Origin of the sequence: Micromonospora sp. KC207 (assembly GCF_004348615.1) — a bacterium.
In the GTDB taxonomy this organism is placed as follows: domain Bacteria; phylum Actinomycetota; class Actinomycetes; order Mycobacteriales; family Micromonosporaceae; genus Micromonospora.
Genome location: NZ_SMKJ01000150.1, coordinates 1 through 16,432, shown reverse-complemented (window position 1 = coordinate 16,432; position 16,432 = coordinate 1). Strand labels below are relative to the sequence as shown.

15 protein-coding genes and 1 pseudogene are annotated in these 16,432 nt (G+C 68.5%); 8 read left to right on the top strand and 8 right to left on the bottom strand.

Annotated features, from left to right (window positions below):
- Both E1258_RS19200 and rox read right to left on the bottom strand, forming a co-directional pair.
- On the bottom strand, positions 1-416 hold a 416-nt coding region (locus tag E1258_RS19200), incomplete at its 3' end, for a DUF6223 family protein (RefSeq protein ID WP_243715554.1).
- Between the two features lie 467 nt (positions 417-883).
- Positions 884-2,347 carry a rifampin monooxygenase gene (gene rox / locus E1258_RS19190; RefSeq protein WP_132403101.1) on the bottom strand — a complete coding sequence of 488 codons (1,464 nt, stop codon included), beginning with the start codon at positions 2,345-2,347 and terminating at the stop codon, positions 884-886.
- Between the two features lie 672 nt (positions 2,348-3,019).
- On the opposite strand from rox, the pseudogene E1258_RS35945 reads away from it, so the two are divergent.
- Together E1258_RS35945 and E1258_RS34980 are read left to right on the top strand one after the other, a co-directional pair.
- Positions 3,020-3,661: pseudogene (locus tag E1258_RS35945) on the top strand (CocE/NonD family hydrolase); the annotation flags it as partial.
- 151 nt (positions 3,662-3,812) lie between these two features.
- Positions 3,813-4,475, top strand: a complete 663-nt coding sequence (locus E1258_RS34980; protein ID WP_132403098.1) for a CocE/NonD family hydrolase C-terminal non-catalytic domain-containing protein — start codon at positions 3,813-3,815, stop codon at positions 4,473-4,475.
- A 194-nt stretch (positions 4,476-4,669) separates the two neighbouring features.
- Here E1258_RS34980 and E1258_RS34975 read toward each other — a convergent pair whose 3' ends face one another.
- The 5 genes from E1258_RS34975 to E1258_RS19160 form a co-directional block, all read right to left on the bottom strand.
- A complete protein-coding gene (locus tag E1258_RS34975) occupies positions 4,670-5,059 on the bottom strand; it encodes a DapH/DapD/GlmU-related protein (RefSeq protein ID WP_243715553.1) in 390 nt (129 codons plus the stop codon).
- Positions 5,020-5,268, bottom strand: coding sequence for a maltose acetyltransferase domain-containing protein (locus E1258_RS34970; protein WP_243715555.1), 249 nt, complete (start codon positions 5,266-5,268; stop codon positions 5,020-5,022). Before E1258_RS34970 ends, E1258_RS34975 begins: the two co-directional genes overlap by 40 nt.
- 116 nt (positions 5,269-5,384) lie before the next feature.
- Positions 5,385-6,521 (bottom strand): Xaa-Pro peptidase family protein, encoded by a 1,137-nt coding sequence (locus E1258_RS19170; RefSeq protein WP_132403095.1) that lies wholly within the window; start codon positions 6,519-6,521, stop codon positions 5,385-5,387.
- 38 nt (positions 6,522-6,559) lie between these two features.
- Positions 6,560-7,108: a helix-turn-helix domain-containing protein gene (locus tag E1258_RS19165; protein ID WP_132403092.1), complete on the bottom strand. Its 549-nt coding sequence runs from the start codon at positions 7,106-7,108 to the stop codon at positions 6,560-6,562.
- Entirely contained in the window at positions 7,105-7,662 is a 558-nt protein-coding gene (locus tag E1258_RS19160; protein ID WP_165949835.1) for a helix-turn-helix domain-containing protein, read from the bottom strand. The genes E1258_RS19165 and E1258_RS19160 overlap by 4 nt, the downstream gene beginning before the upstream one ends.
- A gap of 194 nt (positions 7,663-7,856) precedes the next feature.
- On the opposite strand from E1258_RS19160, the gene E1258_RS19155 reads away from it, so the two are divergent.
- The 6 genes from E1258_RS19155 to E1258_RS19130 are packed head-to-tail and all read left to right on the top strand — an operon-like array spanning position 7,857 to position 13,843.
- Positions 7,857-9,440, top strand: coding sequence for an ABC transporter substrate-binding protein (locus E1258_RS19155; protein ID WP_207919625.1), 1,584 nt, complete (start codon positions 7,857-7,859; stop codon positions 9,438-9,440).
- Positions 9,427-10,506, top strand: a complete 1,080-nt coding sequence (locus E1258_RS19150; RefSeq protein WP_132403086.1) for an ABC transporter permease — start codon at positions 9,427-9,429, stop codon at positions 10,504-10,506. Before E1258_RS19155 ends, E1258_RS19150 begins: the two co-directional genes overlap by 14 nt.
- Complete coding sequence (locus E1258_RS19145) at positions 10,503-11,375, top strand: ABC transporter permease (protein WP_132403083.1); 873 nt, start codon at positions 10,503-10,505, stop codon at positions 11,373-11,375. Before E1258_RS19150 ends, E1258_RS19145 begins: the two co-directional genes overlap by 4 nt.
- Before the next feature lie 5 nt (positions 11,376-11,380).
- Positions 11,381-12,358: an ABC transporter ATP-binding protein gene (locus E1258_RS19140; protein ID WP_132403080.1), complete on the top strand. Its 978-nt coding sequence runs from the start codon at positions 11,381-11,383 to the stop codon at positions 12,356-12,358.
- On the top strand, positions 12,351-13,310 hold the full coding sequence (locus tag E1258_RS19135; RefSeq protein ID WP_132403077.1) for an ABC transporter ATP-binding protein: 960 nt from the start codon (positions 12,351-12,353) through the stop codon (positions 13,308-13,310). The genes E1258_RS19140 and E1258_RS19135 overlap by 8 nt, the downstream gene beginning before the upstream one ends.
- Positions 13,311-13,321: 11 nt before the next feature.
- The gene (locus tag E1258_RS19130; RefSeq protein WP_165949834.1) at positions 13,322-13,843 is read left to right on the top strand and encodes a DUF4440 domain-containing protein; all 522 of its coding nucleotides are present in this window, start codon (positions 13,322-13,324) and stop codon (positions 13,841-13,843) included.
- Positions 13,844-14,196: 353 nt separating this feature from the next.
- On the opposite strand, the gene E1258_RS19125 is transcribed toward E1258_RS19130, so the two are convergent.
- Complete coding sequence (locus tag E1258_RS19125; RefSeq protein ID WP_207919624.1) at positions 14,197-15,759, bottom strand: triacylglycerol lipase; 1,563 nt, start codon at positions 15,757-15,759, stop codon at positions 14,197-14,199.
- Positions 15,760-16,432 lie beyond the last annotated feature (673 nt).

Here is a 16,432-nt window from a genome sequence, read left to right as displayed (position 1 = left end):
CTCGTGCGGTGGGAGCGGGCTATGGCCAGCCCGCCGAGTCCCAGGCTGATCAGCCCCATCACCAGGGCTACCACGCCACCGACTATTCCGTAGCCGGTGCCGGGACCACCTTTGGCGGCGGCGACCACGTATCCGCCGAGGGCCAAGCCGATCAGCCCCGCCACCAGGGCGATGGTGGCTCCGAGTCGCCCGTTGCTGGTGCCGATACGACTGCTGGGGCGGGTCAGAGCCAGCCCGCCGATGACCGCGCCGGCCAGCGCCGCCAGTGCGCCCACCATGGACATGAATCGGCCGGTGGTCAGTTTGTAGGCATCGATACCAGTCGCCGGTCCGTCTGCGGCGGCTGGTCCGCCGATCCCGGTCCCGCCCAGCAGTAGGGCGAGCACGATGCCTCCGATCAGGACAGCTACGGCCACAGTAAGCACCCGCCGGACTGGCGTCGAGGCTCTTGATGAATTCATGTGCCTTCTCCTTTTCGTGAGGCTCGTGATGGCGGCGGCGGCCGTGATGACCGTGGCGGTCCGCGCCCGCCCTCGGGCAACGGCCGTGCGGGTGGGCCAGTTTGTTCGTACCCCTCACGGACCGTCATGGCCGGAATCATCGCGCCGGCGGAACCGCCGGGGCCTCCGACAGCGGACGGCTCCGTCTACGCGATTGGGCGTAGACGGCTGCTGTCTTCTTCCTCATGCGCGCCGAGGCACCGTCCGAGGTGTCGTCTGCTGGATCAGCATCCAGAGATCGACCGCCCGTCGTGCTGCCGACTGCTCGGCCGGGGCCTCGACAGCGATCCGATGCCCGGGTAGCCCGCGCACCAGGTTGACGAACAGCGTGCGGCGCGCGGTCGGTACCTGATACAGCACACATGCAGTCCGCGAAGCGTCCCTCACCCGGCCGTAGGAGCTCCTGCGGCACCGAACCACTTGGACAGCGCGACCTCGAGCGTCTGCTGATTCTCGCCGACCCACGCGACGTGCCCGTCCGGCCGAAGCAGTACCGCCGGCACGTCCAGTTCCTCGCTGGTGTCGGCGACCCGGTCGACCCGGTCGGCCCAGCCGTCCACCGAAAGCCGCCCCGTCTGGTCGAGCAGCAGCCCGCTGCCGGTACGTAACAGCTCGAACAGGCGCCCATGCTTCAGCTGGACGTCGTGCAGCCGTCGCCCGAGCAGGGCGTGGCCCTCACCGAAGTCGTACCGGATGCTGATCGCCGTGATCTTCTCGATCAGGAACCGGTTGACTTCGTTGAAGTCCATCAGTTGCGCCAACAACCGCCGAACCGCCTGCGGCCCGGGCTCGTTGGCTGTCAGGTGCATCTGTGCGCGGGTGTTGTTCAGCACGTCGGCGGCCACCGGATGCCGCTCGGACTCGTAGCTGTCCAGCAGGTCGTCCGGCGCCCAGCCGTTGATGGCCGCAGCCAGCTTCCAACCTAGGTTGAACGAGTCCTGGATACCGAGATTGAGCCCCTGCCCGCCCATCGGCGGATGGACGTGTGCGGCGTCCCCGGCCAGAAACACTCGTCCAACCCGGTAGCGCTCGGCCTGGCGGGTCGCGTCGCCGAAGCGCGACAGCCAGCGGGGGGAGTGCACACCGAAGTCGGTGCCGGCGTACTTGCGCAACTGCTGCTTGAACTCCTCGAGCGTCGGCGGCACCGAACGGTCTTCGACCACGCCCTCCGCCGGCACGACCGCCCGGAACATCCCCGGCTTGCCCGACGGCCCGATTCCGAACCGCTTCTCGGTCTTGCGCACCTCGGTCGTCACTTCGGTGATGTCGTCCGGCGACGCCGTCACCTCCATCTCGCCCAGTAGCGTGTCGGTTTTCGACGGCTCGCCGGGAAATCCGACCCCGAGCAGTTTGCGAACCGTGCTGCGCCCACCGTCGCAGCCGACGACAAACCGCGCCCGCAACGGCGTTGCAGCTCGATTTCCGAGGTGGACGGTCACGCCGTCGTCGTCCTGCCCCAGCCCGACCACTACACAGCCGCGCCGGATCTCGGCTCCGACTTCGGCCGCGTGCTCGGCGAGCAGCCGGTCGGTGAGCGTCTGCGGAATGCCGAGCACGTAGCCGTGAGTGGTGTCCAGCCCGGTGGGAGCGGGCTTTTCGATGCCCGCGAAGAAGCCTCGGACGCCGCCGGGGCGGATCGGGTACTGCATGCCGTTCTCGAGGAACCGCTCCAGCAGCCCCCGCTGATCCATCACCTCGATACTGCGCACGTGCAGCCCGAGCGACCGCACGAACGGCGGCAGCTCAACCTCCTTCTCCAGCACGAGCACGTTGACGCCCTGCAGACGCAATTCGCTCGCCAGCATCATGCCGGTCGGCCCGCCGCCGACGATGATCACATCGAACACGCATTCCCCCTGGTCTGCCGATTCTTGCGTCCGGCCGACGATTGTGCGCCACGACCGGGGCCTTGCCGCAAGCCCGGGGGTGCGGTATATGTTAGTAGTGGCAAGGAGCTCTCCTCCTTGCCTTTGTTGTTTTCACGTCCAGCGCGCGCAGTCGAGCTCACAGTTCGACGGCTGGCTCGCCCAGCACGATGGCAACAAGCACCAGTTCGAGCATCACGCAGCCGTGCTCCGGCGAGCGCGTCCGGCCAGCCCCGCACACGCCGCCACCGAGCCGATCCGCCCGCCCCTTACTGCACCGGGGCGAATGACGCTTGATAGCTGCCATGCCTGGTCCAGCGCGGACTCCGTAACGGGGTCTTGACCATTGTGATGCCTTCGGCGCCGTTGACCTCGTCGAACGCGGCGCTGTGCTGCCGTCCCGGTCGCGAGTCAGGGGTGCTGGGGGTGACGAGCCGGTGGACCCGGATCGTCGAGGGCGGCTGCCGGGCCAGAGCGGACAGGATGGTCCCGGTCCGGCCAGGTTTTGGCACGGTAGAGGCATCTGCGTAGCCGTGGTCACCCTGGAGCCTGCGCCGCCCGTATCGATTACTCCGCAAGGAGCCTGTAACCCGAATTTCATGGACGCCGGAATCGCTCTAGGTGCCGATAGCGTGACGATATGTAATATTTGGGTTGTCAAACGCGACTCCCCAGCGAGTCAGGCAAGACCTGTCGCCGCAGATCTCGAAGGAGGAGGTCCTGTCCGAGGTCGCGCGAAAATTCGATCCAGCGGTCTTGCGCCAGCGTCACATCGGTCGCCTCGCCCAGTGGGAGTTGGCTGAACGGTATGAGAGCTTCGCAGAGACCGCCAGCTACCAGGAATTCCCTATCCTCCTGGCCGACGGGACGAAGATAGATGCAGCGCTGAGTGTCCCACGGCGGCTGGTGCCGGGACAGAAGATCCCGGTCGTGATCATGCCGGCGCCGCTGAGCCCGCTGGGCCGCGACTCCTACGTCGGCATGTTCTGGCGCTGGGCGCGCGGCAACTACGTCTCATTGGCCTACAGCCAGCGAGGGCTGGCTGGTTCGTCCGGCGAGATTCAGGTCGCCGGCCCGCAGGACTGGGCCGACGGAACAGAAATCATCACCTGGGTAGTGGACAACGTGGAAGCAGCCGACCCCGATCGGATCGGGCTTTTCGGAGCGTCCTACGGCGCTGGAACCAGCTTCCTGACCGCCGCACACGATAGCCGGGTCAAAGCGGTGGCCGGCGCCAGCGCGTGGGCAGACCTCCTGCTGTCGCTCTACGAGAACGACACCAGGCACATCAAAGCATTCGAACAACTCGTTCTACTATTCAACGAGGACCGATGCTCCGCCGAGTTCAGGGAAGTCATCGCCAAGATCCGAAACGATCAAATCGACGACGAGGTCAAGGAATTCGCGCGACGGTCTGGAACCGCGATTCGGTGTCCGCTCCGAATACATGCACAATCTGTTGTCCGACATGCACCACGACAGCTGGGACGCGTACGCGCTGCCGCAAGAACGCTACTATCTGAGCAGCACCGACGAAGGTGGCCGCGACGGGAAAATCATTTCTGGAAGACCGCTACCAGGCTGGACTCGCAGCATCGAAACGACACCCGGGTTCGACACGGAAGCCTTCGTCGCCGAAAAACTGGTCCAAACCGGGCTTCGGGAACGCCTCGGTAATCCCTGGATCTACAAGACCGACGTCATCGCCCGCCAGCATGCACTGGTTTGGAACACCGAGCCACTGGAATCGGCCAAGCGGGTGCAGGGCGAACTGGAGATACGGCTGACTGTCACACCCCAGGCCACCTCCTGCCTCATTGTTGCCTACCTGTTCGACTACGACCCGGTCGCCGGCGACGCCGCCATCATCACCAACGCGCCCTACACCCTCGAGAACACACCACCCGGCCAGCCACGCACGGTTACGTTTCCCATGCAGCCCGCCCACTACGTCCTACGACGAGGCCACCAACTCCAGCTCATCATCGACACCCACGACACCTTCTTCGCCGACGCGAACGCCGACGAAACCCTCGTCGAGATCTCGTCTCCGGAAGGCTGCGAGTCCTACATCGCCGTCCCCCTCCACGATCTGTCGCCACCCGATTGAGCAAGCGGTGACCGGTGCAACTCGACGAGCGGTTCCGCCGGTCACCACAAGGGCGCGCGGCAACGGCCCGCTCAGCTGGGATTCCACTGGCCTCTGCCCAAGCACCCCCGTCCAGGATCCGATGCGCGGATCTGCCGCGAGCCCTGGCGAGCCGGCCGTTGCCGGGTATGTGCATCGGGCGCGGTGGAGCGGAGCTACGCGTGCGTTCGTGGCTCATGGGTAGGGGCTGTGCGGGTGTGGAGGTCGTCGCCTGTGATGCGTCGGACGACTCGGCAGGGTACTCCAACGGCGACGGTCATGGCCGGGATGTCGTGAGTGACGACGCTGCCGGCGCCGATGACGGCGCCGTACCCGATGCGAACGCCGGGAAGCACGACGGCGTTGCTGCCGATCCAGACCTTGTCCTCGATCACGATGGGTTCGGAGAACCGCCGGAAGTCCACCCGCAGGTCCGGGTGGACCGGGTGCCCGGTCGTGGTCAGCGTGACGCCTGGCGCGATCATGACGCCGTCGCCGATCCGGATCTCCACGTCGTCGACGAACGTCAGGTTGACGTTGCCGAAGAAGTCGTCGCCGATGTGCACGTTGCTGCCAATCCCGCGTGGAACGGCGACAGGAGCACAGTGCGCTCGCCGACCGACCCGAGGGTTGCCTCCAGGAGAGACCGGCGTCGTGCGGCATCGCTCGGCCGTGTCTGGTTGTACTCGAAGATGAGGTCCGTGCGGCGTTGGGAGTCCCGAAAGGATGCTTCCGACTCCGTGTAGAGAAGCCCACGCCGGATCTTTTCCAGCACTTCCTCATCATGATCGGCCACAATCACCACTGTCTCATGCGAGGGCTGGCGGGGTGACCTTCGCGCCGGACGACCCAGTCCGGACCGGCCGCTCCACCGCCGTTTCAGCGCCGGTGTCAGGGGAGTACGACCAGGTCGCGGTCGGTGCGGTTGAGGCGGTCCCCGCCGTCCTCGGTGCAGATCACGATGTCCTCGATCCGGGCCCCGTACCGTCCCGGCAGGTAAATGCCAGGCTCGACGGAGAACGCCATGCCGGGCTCCAGCGGCAATCGGTTGCCGGACACGATGTATGGCTCCTCGTGGCTCTCCAGGCCGATGCCGTGTCCGGTGCGGTGGATGAAGTACTCGCCGTATCCGGCGTCGGTGATGGCGTCGCGGCCGACGGCGTCCAGTTGCTCCGCGGTGATGCCCGGCCGTACGGCGTCGGTCTGGGCGATCTGGGCACGCAGCAGAACGTCATGGAGCTGGCGGAACTCCTCGGGCGGCTTCCCGACCGCGTAGACGCGGGTGGAGTCGGAGCAGTAACCGTCCCGCGTGGTGCCGCCGATGTCGACGACCACCGGGTCGCCGGGCCGGATCACCCGGTCGGACAGCTCGTGGTGTGGGCTGGCGCTGTTGGGCCCAGATCCGACGATCACGAAGTCGACCCGGGCATGCCCCTCGGTGATCGCGGCCGCGATGTCCCGGCCGACCTCCCGTTCGGTGCGTCCTGCCCGTAGCCACTCGCCCATGCGGGTGTGCACCCGGTCGATGGCCGCACCGGCCCGGCGTAGGGCGGCGGCCTCCTGTGGGGTCTTGCGCATCCGTAGCTCGTTCAGCACGCTGCCGGCCAGTTCCTGCCTGGCGCCGGGCAAGGCGGCGTGGAAGGCGGTGGTCTTCTCCGCCCACATGTGGTTGTCGACGCCGACGCGGGCCGTCCACGCCGGCAGCCGGGCCGCGACGATGGCGTAGGGATCGTCGGTCTCGTTCCAGCCTGTGATCTCTATGCCGAGGCGGCCGGCCGGGGAGGCCTGGGCCGCGGGCTGCTCCAGCGCCGGCACCAGGAGGAACGGGGAGCCTTCGACGGGGAGGACCAGGCAGGTCAGCCGCTCCAGCGGCTTGGCGTCGTAGCCGGTCAGGTAGCGCAGGTCGGCGCCGGGGGAGATCAGCAGGGCGTCGAGCCCGGCGCGGGCCGCGGCCTCGCGGGCGTTGTGGAGACGGTCGGCGGGATACAGGTCCTGGCCGGACTCGGTGGTGTGGGTCTGATCGTGCATGAGGTCTTCCCTAATGTGAGCCTCGGCCGCACCCGGCGTTACAGGATCCGCGACGGGCACGCCGCCCACACGGCGACGCACTGATCTTCGGCCCGCCAGCTGACCTTGCCCGGGTTCTTGGCGTCGAGCGCGTCACCGTCGCCGAGAAGGTAGTCGCCTCCGGCGAGCGACAGTGAGATCTGTCCATGCTGGACGAAGACGAACAGGTCGTGGTCGTCGGTGGGCACCGGTGACTCGCCGTGGTCGCCGGCGCGGGCGTGCAGGATCGTGGTACGGAGTTGCAGGAGCGGATGTGCCGTATCCACGACCGTCGGCTCGGCGGGGACGCGGCCGGCCTTGACATGCGTCTGGCCTTCCTCAGCGAGTACCGCGGGAATGCTGGCCCCGAGGGCCTCGGTGACGCCGGCGAGCGTCTGTAGCGAGGGAAGGTTGACGCCCTTCTCCACTGCGGACAAATACGACACCGAGATACCGGACTGCTCGGCGAGATTGGCCAGGGTGAGCCCGCGAGCTTTGCGCAGGCTGCGCAGGCGGGCGCCGATCCGGGCGGCGAGCGAGCTTTCCTCGACCACGTCGTTGGCCTTCATAGGAGTGCGGGCGTGACGATCCACAGGATCGTGGCGGGGGTGGCCGACGTCACGCGAAGCAGATGGTCGGGGTGCGAGGAGTAGTGGAGGCTGTCGCCTGGGCCGAGCGGGTAGGCGGTGGATCCGATGCGCAGCTCGACGGTGCCGTCGAGCATGAGGAGGAATCGTTCACCAAAGTACGAATAGGAGGTGCCCGCCGGGGACGGCAGGATCTCGTCGAGCAGTCCCGTAAAGGACGGGTTCACCGAGCGGGCGGACAGGACCGTGTACGTCTCCGTGCCGCTCGCTGCAACCCTCAGGTGGTCGAGCTCGTCCGCCCGGTGGATGTGGACCTGCTCTCGGGGTTTCGTGGGGAAGAACGCGGTCATGTCGGAGCCGAGCACCGCCGCCAAGGTGGCGATCGAGCTGAGGGTGGGTGTCGTCACGCCCTTCTCGACGTTGGCGAGATATCCGTCCGTGCAGCCCGCACGGCTGGCCAACTCCGCGAGCGTCAGGCCCCGCGCGCGCCGGAGCAGCCGAAGCTGCCGACCGACCCGCTCAATGACCTCGTCCAAGTGCGCTCCTTGACGTGTCGGCCGCACATGTCGACCGCGTTAATCCTGTCGCTAAGCGTTGACGCGCCCGGCGACGTCATCCTACATTCCTGTGCTACGAGGCAAAGACTTCTCTGGCAGGAAGTTGCTGAAGCCCGGAGGACACAGGTTAGCCGCCGGTCGCCCTCCACCGACATCCACCTCAGGGAGGGTTCGTGCGTCTGCACAGATTCGCCGGTGCCGCCATGGCCGGCCTGGCGGCACTCGCCGTCACCGCGGCCTGCTCCGGTAGCGCCGGCTCCACCAGTTCGTCGACCGGCAGCGGTACGACGCTCGTGGTCGACACGTCGTTCAACCTGAAGACCGTCGACCCCGGCCGGATGTTCGAAACGACCGGCCTGCTCATCGACCACGCGATCTACGACACGCTGCTGACGTTCCAGGGCGACGACATGAAGAAGCCCGTCCCGAGCCTGGCCGAGTCGTACACGGCGTCGGACGGCGGCAAGACGTACACCTTCAAGCTGCGCAGCGACGCGGTGTTCTCTGACGGCACGCCGGTCACCTCCGCCGACGTGGTCTTCTCCCTGAACCGGGTGAAGAACCTCAAGGGCAACCCGTCGTTCCTGATGGCCGGCATCACCGCGAGCGCACCGGACGCGACGACCGTGGTCTTGACCAGCGAGACGGCCAACGCGGCGATCCCGTTCATCGTTCCCAACCCGGCGCTGGGCATCGTCAACTCGAAGGTCGTCAAGGCATCCGGTGGCAGCGACGCCGAAGGCGCGGACAAGTCGGACACCGCCGAGAATGCCCTAAACGCCGCTTCGGCGGGCAGTGGGCCGTACCTCCTGTCCAGCTTCAGCACCACGAGTGAGGTGGTCCTGACCGCCAACCCCAAGTACTGGGGTACCAAGCCGAAGTACTCAAAGATCGTGGTGCGCAACGTCGCGGCCAACGTCCAGAAGCTCAATGTCCTCAAGGGCGAGTCGCAGATCGCGGTGGACCTCTCGCCCGCCCAGGCGGGCGGCATCTCCGGCGCCCAGGTGATCAGCGGCGCCTCACCGAATGTCATCTTCCTGCTGAGCAACAACAGCACCAAGGTGTCGACTGTCAGCAGCAACCCGAACATCCAGGAAGCGCTGCGGTACGGCGTGGACTACGACGGCCTCCTGCAGATCGCCGGAAAGGGCTCCGTGCAGGCCGCCGGCGTCATCCCGAGCATGTTCCTCGGCAGCCTGCCCGCGTCGTCAGCGGTGAAGCGGGACGTGACCCGGGCGAAGGCGGCGGTGGCCAAGTCCGGCCTGACCAACCCGACGATGAAGCTGGAGTACCCCAGCGACCTACAGGTCAACGGCCTGAACTTCGGTGACCTGGCGGCCCGCATCCAGCAGAACCTGCAAGAGGTCGGGATCACGGTGAAGCTGGCGCCGGCACCGGTGCAGACCGCCCTGGACTCGTACCGCAACGGCAAGGAGGAGCTCGGGCTGTGGTACTGGGGACCGGACTACCCGGACCCGAGCGACTACCTGGTCTTCCTCCCCGGACAGACGCTGGGCCTGCGGGCGGGCTGGAACAAGGGTGCCGACCCGGCGCTGGAGGCCCTCGGCGCCAAGGCGGCCGGGAGCACCGACGACACCGAACGGCAGAGCCTGTACGAGCAGATCCAGACCTCGCTGAACACCTCCAGCCCGTGGGTGCCGATCATCCAGCCGGCCCAGGTCCTGGTCGGCGCCAACTCGGTGAAGAACCTGAAATCCAACGCGCTCTGGCAGGTCGGACTCAGTGAGCTTCAGTAACCGGACGGCCCCGCTGCCGGGCGCGCGTAGGCGCTCCCGGCGCGGGGGCGACCTCGGCCGCTTCCTGCGCCGCCGGATCGCCGCCGGGCTCGCACTCTGTATCGGCATCACGCTGGTGTCGTTCCTGCTTACTCAGCTCGTGCCGGGCGACCCGGCCGCGGCCAACCTCGGCCAGCGGGCGGTCACCGATCCGGCGGCGGTGGCGGCCTTCCGCGCCCAGCACGGTTTGGACAAGCCACTGCCGCAGCAGTACCTGATCTATCTCGGCAACCTGCTGCGCGGCGACCTCGGCATCTCGCAGCAGAGCCACCGGCCGGTCAGCACCGACCTGGGCGAGTACGTGCCGGCCACCGTCGAACTGGCATTGTTCGCGATCGTGCTGTCGCTGGTGGTAGGCGTCGCGTTCGGCGTCCTCGCGGCGGTGACCCGGGACCGCTGGCCGGACCAGGTGCTGCGCGTGGTCAGCCTCGCCGGGGTGTCCATGCCGACCTTCTGGATCGCCCTGGTCGCGTTCTACCTGCTCTTCTTCCAACTGGGTTGGCTGCCCGGCGGCGGTCGGCTGGATCCGGGGCAGGCCGCGCCGGGCCACATCACCGGCTTCTACACCATCGACGCGCTCCTGCAGGGCCAGTGGGCGCAGCTCTCCTCGGCGCTGCGCCACCTCGTCCTGCCCGGTCTCGTTCTCGCCACCTACACCGTGGGCATGCTGCTGCGCTTCACCCGCGCCTCGGTGCTGGAGATCCTCGGCAACGACTACGTGCGCGCCGCGCGGGCCAAGGGGCTGCCGGAACGCATCGTCATCGTGCGACACGTGCTGCGCCCGGCCCTGGTCGCCATCGTCACCGTCGCTGGTGTCGCCTTCGGCAGCCTGCTGTCGGGCACCGTGCTCGTGGAGAGCATCTTCTCCTGGCCGGGGATCGGCCAGTACGCCTACCACAGCGCCACCAACCTCGACCTGCCGGCGATCATGGGTGTGAGCCTGGTGGTCGCGGTCATCTACATCGGCATGAACCTCGCCGTCGACCTGCTCTACGGCGTCATCGACCCGCGGATCCGGCTGTCATGAGCGCGGTGTTGGGTCTCCTGTCCCGCCGCCGCGAGCGATCCCGGACCCGCGCGCCGTGGAAACAGCCGCTGGCCGCGCTCGGGTTCGGCCTGATCGCCCTGTGGAGCCTCGCCGCGGTCTTCGCGCCGCAGTTCGCGCCCGCCGACCCGCTGGCGCAGAAGTCGGCTCTCTTCGAAGCGCCGTCCGCCGCGCACTGGTTCGGCACCGACGAACTCGGTCGCGACGTACTCTCCCGGGTCCTATACGGCGCACGCATCTCGCTACCGCTGGCCGTGCTCCTGGTGCTCGCCGCGCTGATCCTCGGCTCCGCGCTCGGCGCGATCGCGGGGTTCTTCGGCGGCTGGCTCGACGGGCTCATCATGCGCGGCGCCGACCTGGTCTTCGCCTTCCCCGGGATCATCCTCGCCATGGCCGTCACGGCGGCACTCGGCCCCCAACTGCGCAACGCCGTACTCGCCGTGGTGATCGTGTCGTGGCCGTCCTATGCGCGCCTCGCCCGCGGACTGATCCTGTCGGCGCGCTCCGCCCAGTACGTGGTGGCCAGCCGGCTGCTCGGTGCTTCCGCGCTCCGCGCGCTGGTGGTCGACATCCGGCCCAACGTCGCCGGCCCGGTCCTGGTGATGGCCGCGCTCGACGTCGGCAACGCCGTACTGCTGCTGTCTGGTCTGTCGTTCCTGGGGCTGGGCGCTCAGCCGCCCACCCCGGAATGGGGGGCGATGGTCGCCGCCGGAGCGCAGAACTTCGACAAGTGGTGGATCGGGCTCTTCCCCGGGCTGGCGATCCTCACGGTCGTCCTCGCCTTCAACTTCGTTGGCGACACGCTGCGTGACACGTTGGACCCCCGCACCGCCCGAGCGATCCGGGACTGAGGCACATGACGAATCTGCTCGACATCGAGGCACTGTCGGTCTGGTTGGCCACCAGACGTGGGCCGCAGAAAGCCGTCGACGACGTCTCGTTCACCGTCGGCGCCGGCGAAATCGTCGGGATCGCCGGCGAAAGCGGCAGTGGCAAGACCATGACCGCGCTTAGCATGCTCGGCCTCCTCCCGCCGGGTGCCACGACGGCCGGCAGCGTCCGGTTGGACGGCGACGAGCTGCTCGGCCGGCCGGCGCGTTATCTACGCGGGATCCGCGGGCGGCAGATCGCGATGGTCTCCCAGGACCCCGCGACCAGCCTGCACCCGATGCTGCGGGTCGAGACCCAGCTCACCGAGCACATGCGTCACCACCTCGGGGTCAGCAAATCCGAGGCACGTAGCCGGGCCGTCGAACTGCTCGGCACCGTGCGGATCCCCGATCCGGAACGGGCGCTGCGCGCGCATCCGGGGCAGTTCTCCGGCGGCATGCGCCAGCGCATCGCCATCGCCTCCGCCCTGGCCTGCGAGCCGAAACTGCTGCTGGCCGACGAGCCGACCACGGCGCTGGACGTGACCGTACAGGCCGGAATCCTGCGACTACTCGACCGGCTGCGCCGCGAACGCGGTCTCGCCGTCGTCATCATCACCCACGACCTCGGCGTGATGTCGTCGGTGGCCGACCGGGTCTGCGTGATGTACGGGGGCCGGATGGTCGAGGTCGGTCCACGCTCGGCGGTCCTCGCCGCACCCCGCCATCCGTACACCCGGGGGTTGCTCGCCGCGCTGCCCCACCCGGAGTCCGGCAACGCCGCGCTCCGGCCGATCCCTGGCAGCCCGCCGACGCTGGGCGCGATTCCGGCCGGGTGCGCATTCCACCCTCGCTGCGACTTCCGCAAAGACACCTGCGGTACGCAGCGGCCCGTTCTCGCCCAGGTCAGCGGCGCCCACAGCGCCGCCTGCCCGATCGACCCGTGGGGTGGCCCCGATGAGTGAGCTGTTACGGGTGACCGGTGTCTGCGTGGAGTACGGTCCACGGCGCGGTCACCGGGTGCGCGCCGTGGACGGCGTCGACCTGACCGTCGCACCCGGTGAGGTACTCGGCCTGGTCGGCGAGTCCGGTTGCGGCAAGTCGTCGCTCGGCCGGGCGATCGTCGGCCTGGAAGCGGCGGCGACCGGCGAGGTGCGCTTCCAGGACCGGCCGGTGCAGGTGCTGGGCCGGCGCCGCCGCCCGCAATCCCTGCGTGGGCTGCAGATGGTCTTCCAGGACCCGTACGCCTCACTCAACCCCCGACGGCGGGTCGGAGACCTCGTCGGCGACGGTGTCGTCATGAGCGGGGGCTCGCGGGACCACGCCGCGCGCCGGGCGGCGGACCTGCTGGAGCGCGTCGGGCTGTCCGCCGACGCGGTACGCAAGTTTCCCCACGAGTTCAGCGGCGGGCAGCGCCAACGCATCGCCATCGCGCGCACCCTGGCCGCCGACCCCACCTGCATCGTGGCCGACGAGCCGATCAGCGCGCTCGACGCATCGGCGCAGGCACAGCTTGCGAACCTGCTCGTATCCCTGGTCCGGGAGCGGAGCATGGGCATGGTGTTCATCTCGCACGACCTGTCGGTGGTACGCCAGGTCGCCGACCGGGTCGCCGTGATGTATCTCGGGCGCATCGTCGAGACCGGCCCCACCTCCGAGGTATGGGACACGCCGACACACCCGTACACCGAGGCGCTGGTCGCGGCGATCCCGCGCGCCGACGGGTCCGGAACCCTGCCCACCGACCTTCCCGGCGACGTACCGGATCCGGCCGACCCCCCGCCCGGGTGCCGCTTCCACCCGCGCTGCCCACTCGTGCAGCCGTCGTGCCGGCAGACCGATCCCCGCCTCGAAACCGCCGGTAGGCGCGCAGTCGCCTGCCCCGTACGCACATCCGTGACCCGCACCGACAGCTAGGAGACCGAGACGTGTGGCTGGCGAACGTGACCATCATCGACCCCGCCACGGGTCGAGCAGAGCCGGGGCGCTCGGTTCAGGTGGAACCCACCGGAGTCGTGGTCGACGGGTGGCCACCGGACGCGCCCGCCGGTGAGGTGTTCGACGCGGACGGGCACAGCCTGACCCTGACCACCGTGCCGCCGCGCGTCGCGGCGATAGCGGACGCCCTGCAGGCGGCCATCGTCACCGGGGATCTCGACACGGTGGAGCGACTCTACGCCGAGGACATCGTCATCTGGCACAGCTACGACCGGGTCGAGCAGGGCAAGACCGAGGGTCTGGCCACGATCTCCGCCATCCAGAAGGACTTCGAGGACTTCAGGGCCGTCGACGTCCGCCGCGACTACCTGCCCGACGGGTACGTGCAGCGGACCGTGTTCGAGGGGATCACCCGAACGTCCGAGCCGTTCAGCGCCGACGCCATGATGCGGGTCTGGACCGACGGCGGGCAGATCACCCGCATCGAGGAGTACTCGGCCGGTGACCTGTGACCGGGCCCGACGCGATGACCCAGCCGCCCGCGCCGATCGACGAGACACCCGGAGCTACCGGCCGGGCAGTGCCGAGCGGGCCAGCCTGCGCTACCGACGTCCTCCACGCCGATGAAGCGCAGACCGCCGCAACAGTCGTCGACTCAACCGGTGGCGGCGCTGCCGCGGTCGTGGAATGCGTCGGTGGCCAGTCCCCTTGGACCTTGCGCTGACCGTTGCGCGCCCGGGCGGCACGATCGGCTCGGTGGGGGTTCCCAACGGCATCGACCACGTGGACCTTCACCGGATCTTCCGTGCAGTTCGACGATCGTGACGGTGATCGACGGCCAGCTGTTGCGCCGCACGGATACGGCTCAGGTCGGCGGGCAGGGTTGCTGGCGCAGCGCCCGGTCGGGCTGGTCCTCGGCGTGCCACGGCGGGTTGAGCGCCAACGGCAGGGGCGGTGCCTGCCATGCCCCGGCAACCCGTTCGAGAATCGAGTAGTCCCAGCGGGTCTGGTCGGGAACCGGTTTGCCGGTGATGTGGTCGGCCACGGTGGCCAGCACGCGTGGCTGCTTGAGTAGCTGACCGTGCAGGCCGGCCACCTCGACCACGGGAATCTCCGCGTTGAGTTCCGCTGGGACCGCGATGGCGTCGCTCAACGGCAGAATCGCGATCAGCCGTACGTCTCGCACCGGGCAGAGCATTTCGTTGCGGTAGGACGGCGCCTCGTCGAGCAGCGAACGGATGAACGGCTCCTCGGGGTCGTCTCGTAGCGTCGCCCGGACGCCGATCAGCGCGAACATGGCCCGCAGCTGCCAGCCTGTCGCGACACCCCAGCCCGTGTCGGCCTGCGGCAGTGGGTAGTAGACCCGGCCGGCGCGCAGGACGTGGCTGAGCATGACCGCCGAGTCGACCGCCGGGTGGCGCAGGCGCTCCAGGTAGTAGCGGGCGATCAGAGCTCCCTCGCTCTCTCCGACCAGCGCCACCGGCCGACCGGTACGGTTGTGCAACCGCTCCACCTGCGTGGCGAGCACATGGGCGCTGGTGGGCATGGACTGGTGCGTGTCGGCTGGCGAGTAGGGCAGTGGCTGGCCATGCCCGTCGGTGCCCCGGTACGAAAAGCGCACCACGGGTGGTTCGGCCTTCTCCGGATCGCCGCGGTAGTCGGAGTCGTAACCACCGAGGAAGATCACCGTCTGTTGGATGTCCCCGAACTCCGGCAGGCGGTCGATAGCCGCGTTCGCTTGTTCCGCACCACGGGCGCCTCCCGCCTCCATCTCGTCGAGGAAGAACAGCGGGGCCAGGACCACGGCGACGACCAACGGGACTACCGGCACCCGGCTCCAGCGCACCCGTTCGGGCAGCACCGCGGCCCGCACCTTACGCTGCCACAGCAGGCCGTTGGCCACGCCGGTCACGGCGGCCGCCGGCACGGTCCACACGTCCGGAACGGACCAGACGAGCACGGCGCCCAGCGCGAGGATCACGAAGTTGAGCAGTGACCAGCCGACCAGATCGACCGACGGCAGGCCGCACCACCACCGCGGCACGACACCGCCCCGCTGCAGCCACGGCGCCAGGATCAACAGCGGTGCCATCTCCATGAACTGGAACCACGCCAGCGACACGTCCGCGGCGATCACGGCCATCGCCGCCCACGGCAGGAGAATCAGGTGGGCGACTGTCGAGTAGAGCAGGTTACGGCGGGACAGTTGGCGAAACGACGGCCGTGGACGCTCTGCTGGCCAGGCGAGATTGATCAGCACGGCGGCGAACAGCCCGCGGAGCACGATGACACCTGCCAGCAGGACGGCGCACATCGCCCAGGAGTTGTGATACACCAGCACCCAGCGCAGGTCGAAGAACGTCGCGTACGAGAGGCCGAGTGGCCGCCGGGCGAGGGCGAACCGGTCGAATAAATCGCTGTCCGACACCGACGAACGCAGGTCACGGGAGACCCCGACCGGCTGGCGAAGATCCCGGACGGGTCGAGCACGACCACCGCGAACTGAGGATCGGGTTCGGCCCGGACCACGCCGAAGACGATTAGCGGGCGGACGGGCGGACGGGCGGACGGGGCGGACGGGTGAGCCTGGCGCGTCCGCAGCCAAAGGGGCTGGCCGGGCCATTACCTCCGCTCCTGGCCGGGAACGCGGCCCGGGATTCCCGGCCCCGGTAGTTTCCAGCGTAAAAACTACTCGATCAGCTGGGGGAGCGCCGCGGACGGTCCTTGGGCCGAGTTGGTTCCCCCCGGACCGCCTTGCGCCACATGGCGACGATCCCGAAGCCGGTCCAATACGTTCCCACGCCCGCGAGCACTCCCGTTAGAAGAAGAAAAAGGAGCGGCGGACCATCTCGGCTGCCGCCGAAGCCCTCGAACGGTCCGTAGACACGTATGTGATCGATCACCGCCACTACCCCGACCCAGCCGAACGCCCCCAGGGCCCCTGTGAAGACGATCGTTCCGACGAGTGCGGGCCAGGAAGGTGGCTGCTTGGCCGGAGTCCGTCTTCGCTTCACTCGCTTTGGCACTTCTGCAGGCTAACGCGCGGCATCAAATCCTCGGCGACGCGTCACTGGGCGGGAGACTTCCACTTGGGGCTGGGG

What these genes read in the sequence shown, in the direction of transcription:
- E1258_RS34980 (WP_132403098.1), top strand. Translation starts at nt 3,813, where the DNA reads ATGCACAATCTGTTGTCCGACATGCACCACGACAGCTGGGACGCGTAC.
- E1258_RS19170 (WP_132403095.1), bottom strand. Translation starts at nt 6,521, where the DNA reads ATGCACGATCAGACCCACACCACCGAGTCCGGCCAGGACCTGTATCCC.
- E1258_RS19165 (WP_132403092.1), bottom strand. Translation starts at nt 7,108, where the DNA reads ATGAAGGCCAACGACGTGGTCGAGGAAAGCTCGCTCGCCGCCCGGATC.
- E1258_RS19145 (WP_132403083.1), top strand. Translation starts at nt 10,503, where the DNA reads ATGAGCGCGGTGTTGGGTCTCCTGTCCCGCCGCCGCGAGCGATCCCGG.
- E1258_RS19140 (WP_132403080.1), top strand. Translation starts at nt 11,381, where the DNA reads ATGACGAATCTGCTCGACATCGAGGCACTGTCGGTCTGGTTGGCCACC.
- E1258_RS19135 (WP_132403077.1), top strand. Translation starts at nt 12,351, where the DNA reads ATGAGTGAGCTGTTACGGGTGACCGGTGTCTGCGTGGAGTACGGTCCA.